The 5,597-nt window shown below is 39.8% G+C and carries 4 protein-coding genes; 1 reads left to right on the plus strand and 3 read right to left on the minus strand.

What is annotated here, in order from left to right:
• Positions 1-372: 372 nt before the first annotated feature.
• The 3 genes from FD29_RS09590 to FD29_RS09600 all read right to left on the minus strand — a co-directional run bounded on the left by FD29_RS09590 (position 373) and on the right by FD29_RS09600 (position 3,281).
• Complete coding sequence (locus tag FD29_RS09590; protein WP_057888716.1) at positions 373-1,629, minus strand: NAD(P)H-dependent oxidoreductase; 1,257 nt, start codon at positions 1,627-1,629, stop codon at positions 373-375.
• Positions 1,630-1,641: 12 nt separating this feature from the next.
• Complete coding sequence (locus FD29_RS09595) at positions 1,642-2,250, minus strand: NADPH-dependent FMN reductase (protein ID WP_057888717.1); 609 nt, start codon at positions 2,248-2,250, stop codon at positions 1,642-1,644.
• Positions 2,251-2,351: 101 nt separating this feature from the next.
• On the minus strand, positions 2,352-3,281 hold the full coding sequence (locus FD29_RS09600) for an FAD:protein FMN transferase (protein ID WP_057888718.1): 930 nt from the start codon (positions 3,279-3,281) through the stop codon (positions 2,352-2,354).
• 153 nt (positions 3,282-3,434) lie between these two features.
• On the opposite strand from FD29_RS09600, the gene FD29_RS09605 reads away from it, so the two are divergent.
• Positions 3,435-5,261: an FAD-binding protein gene (locus FD29_RS09605; RefSeq protein ID WP_057888719.1), complete on the plus strand. Its 1,827-nt coding sequence runs from the start codon at positions 3,435-3,437 to the stop codon at positions 5,259-5,261.
• Positions 5,262-5,597: the final 336 nt, after the last annotated feature.

Raw genomic sequence — 5,597 nt, forward strand, 5'->3', positions numbered from 1 at the left:
ATTTGGATCTTGAGATATTAATATAGGCAATTTTATTAAATATTGAATATTTGTCAGCAAAAATTTGATTCATATAAAAATAGACCGTAATTCTTAATTAACTTAGGAATTACGATCTTCTTATATTTAAAACTATTTTTATATAACTAATAACTTTACTCAAATACTATATATACCAAACAAACAACGAAAGCCCTAGCCTGGAGAGCAAAAGCTGATGGGCTCAGTGGTGGCTTAATCTTAGTCAGCGTACTGTGCTGGCTTAGATTACTGACGAGCTTGAAGACAATTTTTAAATTGGCTCCAAGTCGCCTCACCACGTTCCAACCCAATCAGCTTTTGATCGGAAGGTGGAATTTTTAAAAATACTCTCTAGTGTTTTGATGCGCTTGAAGTTGCGTCCACTTCTAATTCTGGTTTAACAACTTCTTCTGAAGCACCAGAAGTAGCGTCAGTTGTAGGTGCTTCTGGTTTCTTTGAAGCTCCGGAAGTGGCATCTACTTTGGCATCGGGATCTTTAACTAGCTTTTGACCAGTTGACTTGAGATATTCATCAACGATTGGTTTCAAATCAACGGCCCATTCATTGACACCTTTGTAATTGTTGTCTTCATAGTGCATTGCTTTGTAGTAGTGCATTACATGATGTTTCTCAGCATCGCCACCAGGTACAGGCATTGAAACTAGATCCGTGTCGCCGTTTCTCAAAGCACTGATAACTTGTTTAACGTGAGTAATTACTCGACTGATATTAGGGTGAACTTTGTCCAATGAGTCACCGACTTGAGCGGGTACACGTTTAGCCAACATCTTTTCAACCGGAACAGCTCTGTTGTAATAGAGGAATTGGTTGTTCTCATCAACGTATGTCAATTCGATTGGAATGGTCTTCAAGAAGTAATCCAATTGGTTGACTGTCAACAAGCCACTATCCAATTTAACATAATCGTTACCACTAGCAGCGTTAGTCTTTTTGGCAGCTTGATCCAACCAGTCGTCAGCGTTCATATCAACACCTTCAACGGTTGTATCAGTACCCTTTTTAGCAGAAAGATCTTCATTTTCAGCGTCATCGGTCTTGCCGATCATGTTGATAACTTTGGCAAACATCAAGAATTTCTTCAAAGTTGATTGCAAAAATTCAACCGTTCTTTGATCCTTCAAGTCATCATTCTCATCAAAGGCTGATTTAACATCCCCTAATAAGAATTCATTTCCGGGTAATACTACGGCATTGACACCAGGTGCTTCCAAAATTTGTCTCAAGTGCAACTGAGCACGTGAAGAACCTTGGGTATGATATGAAGCGCCGACGATCATTACTGGTTTGCCATCGAAGGGGTGGATCTCATAAGATAGCCATTCGATAACATTCTTTAGAGCAGCGGGAATACTGTGGTTGTGTTCAGGGGTTGCAATGATGACACCATCAGCTGCCTTGATCTTCTTGGATAAGTTTTGAATGACGGGGCTATTTGTTTGGTCGTCGTCTTGACTGAACATTGGCACCTCATTGATATCCAAAACATCGATATCAACTACACCTTTGAAATGCTTAGCCATAAAGTTAAGCAATGTACGATTATATGATTGATCCGCGATAGAACCTGCAATACCTACTAATTTCATCCTACTTTCCCCCTAGTCTTTGTCCCAAGAAAAATCTTTAGCTTTTTGAACATTGATTTCCTTGGCATTATTTAATTGGTTAAAAATATTTACGAATTGAAGAAAATCTTTGAATAAGCCATCCAATTGTTGGGCAGCCACTTTATCCTTGAGGTCGCCATTGTCATCGAAGGCTTGCAACGAGTGACCTAATAAAAATTCAGAACTAGGCATGATACGAGCCTTTAATTCTGGTGAATCGAGAATTTGACGTAATTGAGATTGAGCTCTTGATGAGCCAAGTGATCCATAAGATGCACCAGTGATCATCACTGGTTTGTCCAATAATGGATGAATACCATATGATAACCAAGCTAAAGCACTTGATAAAATTGCTGGTATCGAGTGATCATATTCAGGTGTCGCAATAATGACTCCATCGGATGCCTCGATTTTTTTAGCAATATCTTTGGCTTCTTGGGGTACAAATTTATCGGCACTCTTCTTAAAAATAGGAAGGCCCTTAATTTCGACTAATTCAATCTCAGCCTGACTTTGAAAATGATGTTTCATGTACTTCAATAGTTCACGGTTGGTTGATTTGTTGGAATTTGAACCAACAATAGCAATAAATTTATTCATATTATTAATCATCCCACTTATATTTTTTTCTCACGCTTATTGTAAAATGTTTCACTAAGGAAATCAATATAATTATTTTATATATCACTAATATATTTTCATCATATTAATTTGAATTTATCTTGCAGTCCACTCGTTGGTATTGCCTCAAGTTCTTTGGTAATAAACACCGCTTCAATACCAGCTTGTTGTTCAATCAAAGCCTTGCCCTTTTCGATTCCTTGATAAAAACCAATCGTTGACCAAATTTCGCCATCGACTGACTTATCACTGACAATCGTTACGCTGGCAAGGTTATTTTTGATTGGATAACCTGTTTTGGAATCGAACATGTGATGATATTCGTGACCGTCGATAACCAACTTGCGTTCATAAATTCCTGACGTTCCGATTGATTTAGCCGGAATATGTACCACACCCAAAGAAACATCTCGCGGTTTGATAGGATTTTGAACGCCAATGTTCCACATTCCATCCGAGTGAACACTGGGACCAACTAATAAAACATTGCCACCAAGATCGATGATACCGGTCTTAACGCCTCGTTTTAACCAAAGTTTTTTGATCTTGTCAGCGATATAACCTTTGGCAATCCCACCAAGATCAATTTCCATACCTTTGTCTTTTAAAAAGACTGTTCGCAAATCACCATTCAATTCGATTCGTTCGGGATCGATCAATCTCAATCGTTGTTTGATATCGTCATCGCTAGGTTTGTTGGCACCTTTGAAACCAATTTTCCACAATTTGACTAAAGGACCAATCGCCACATTAAAACCAAGATGCTTGCGACTAACTAAAACGGCTAATTTAATCAATTCGTAAGTGTCATCAGGTACGGCGACTGCCTTGATACCGGCGTTGTGATTGATAGTCATAACTTCTGATTCATCACGGTTGACAGTCAGTTTATCTTCAAATCTTTGAATCAACTTATAACCTGCTTCCAAATCAGCTTCAGTTGCCGGTTCATCCACAGTTAAATTGATGACAGTCCCCAATGCATAATAGCTCTTATTTATTAAGCCCATAGCGATCCTCAATTCATTTAAAAAATATTTTATATAATCGTGAATACTTCTATAATAGTCTTTTATGTCGATTTCGACAAAAGGAACATATTCACAAGATCTATAATTAGAGTTATATTAATCCTAACATTTAGCAGAAATGGAGTGAACATTATGTTTGAGGATTCAAAATTAAAATGGGACGCAACTTATGACGTGATTGTTTTAGGTTTCGGTGGTGCCGGTGCTACAGCCGCACGTTTTGCCGCTGACAATGATGCCAAAGTTTTAATAACTGACTCTGCTCCTGAGGGCCATGAGGGTGGCAATACTCGTTATGCTGGTCAAGTTATTTCTACCGGTTCCAATCTTGAGGATTTGCGAAAATATTATCATGAACTAGCCTTTCCTTTGTCATATGACAATGATTTGATGGAAACTTACATCAAGGGCTTGTACAACATTCCTACATTTATCGAAAAGTATCTCGGCGTTAAACCATTCATCATGGCACAACACCCTGAATCACCGGTTTCAAAAGCTCTACACTTCATGGCTCACGAATATCCCGAATTCGATGGCCAAGCAACTCACGATCTTGTCGCTATGCACGAAGGCGTTGCTGACTCAGCACTTTGGAAGAATTTGCGTCAACAAGTCCTCGACCGTTCTGACAAAATCGATGTCTTATACAACACACCAGCTGAACATTTGATTCAAAACCCTGAAACTAAAGCCGTTGTCGGGGCTCAAATCAAACGTAACGGTAAACTATTGAATGTTCGAGCAAAAAACGGGGTCGTTATGGCTACCGGTGGTTTCGAAAACAATCCTAAGATGGTTGAAAACTACCTTGGCGAAACTAGTCTCAATCCAATCGGTTCCCTTTACAACAAAGGTATCGGTATCAAGATGGCTAGTGAAGTTGGAGCTCAACTTTACAATATGGACAACTATGAAGCCTACGGTATTTTCCACGGTCTCACACCTAAACCAGAAGCTGGTCAACGTTCACAATTCTTACCATTTGACTGGCCTGCTTTCCACCAAGGCAGCTTGATCGTTGTCGGCGATGACGGAACACGTTACTTTGATGAAAATGAAGTTCACCGTCACGGACACATTCAAAATCACGGTAACTGGCGGGTTCTTTTGGCTCAACGTCACCCTTACGTCGTCTTCGATCAAAAGAAATATGACGAATTAGTCAATGACAAGAACGCTCCTTACCCAGAATTCATGAAGTCAGTCGTTAAAGCTGATAACCTTGAGAGTTTGGCCGAAGTTATGGACGTCGACGCTAACAAATTGGCTGACACGATCAAAGACTTCAATCACTTTGCCGAAATCAAACGTGACTATGCCTTCAATCGTGATGCCGATACATTGACTGCTTTTGACGATGGTCCATACTATTGCCTAGCTATGGTTCAAGGTCTCTTGAATACTCAAGGTGGTCCTGTTCACAATTCCAAGACTGAAGTTGTCGACAATGACAACGTTGTTATCCCCCACCTTTACGCTGTCGGTGAATTAGGCAGCTTGATGGGTCGTCAATACAACGGTGGTAGTAACCTTGCTGAGAACTTGATCTTTGGTAAAATTGCCGGTGAAAATGCAGCTAGTCAAAAAGCCGAGATCAAAGTCGACGCCCCTGTTGTTGACGCTGAATCCTCTGCCAGTGTGCACGAAGAAGGTCTCGGTTCTGATGTTGCCGAAGAACATTATGAAACGAAAGAAAACCAATATATCGGTAAGTCTACTGCCGGCATGGGTAACGAGATCGTTGTCCGGGTAACTGCTAATAGCAAATCTGATATTCAAGACATTGAAGTTTTGAAACAAAGCGAATCCGACGACTATGGTTTGAAGGCCGTTAAAGAATTGCCTAAAGAAATCGTGGCTAAGAATTCCGTTGATGTCGATACTGTTTCCGGTGCTTCTGCTTCAAGCAAAGCTATCAAAGAAGCTGTGGCTAATGCATTGGATCAAATCAAGTAACAACTGACTTGTTTGCTTGTTTATTTAAGGATGCCGCCTTCCGATCAAAAGCTGATTGGGCTGGAACGTAGTGAGCACGACTTGGAGCCAATTTAAAAATTGTCTTCAAGCTCGGCAGTAATCTAAGCCAGCAAGGTACGCTGACTAAGATTAAACCACTACTGAGCCCATCAGCTTTTGCTCTCCAGGCTAGGATCTTCGTTGTTTAGTTGGTATGCATAGTATTTGAGTAAAAATCATTAGTTATATAAAAATATAAGAAGACCGTAATTCCTAAGTTATTGCGTTGGCACCTGTCAAGTTGACGTTTGAAATAATATAAATTTGAATAGTGTT

This window comes from Companilactobacillus mindensis DSM 14500 (genome assembly GCF_001434275.1).
Taxonomy (GTDB): domain Bacteria; phylum Bacillota; class Bacilli; order Lactobacillales; family Lactobacillaceae; genus Companilactobacillus; species Companilactobacillus mindensis.

What these genes read in the sequence shown, in the direction of transcription:
- FD29_RS09590 (WP_057888716.1), bottom strand. Translation starts at nt 1,629, where the DNA reads ATGAAATTAGTAGGTATTGCAGGTTCTATCGCGGATCAATCATATAAT.
- FD29_RS09595 (WP_057888717.1), bottom strand. Translation starts at nt 2,250, where the DNA reads ATGAATAAATTTATTGCTATTGTTGGTTCAAATTCCAACAAATCAACC.
- FD29_RS09600 (WP_057888718.1), bottom strand. Translation starts at nt 3,281, where the DNA reads ATGGGCTTAATAAATAAGAGCTATTATGCATTGGGGACTGTCATCAAT.
- FD29_RS09605 (WP_057888719.1), top strand. Translation starts at nt 3,435, where the DNA reads ATGTTTGAGGATTCAAAATTAAAATGGGACGCAACTTATGACGTGATT.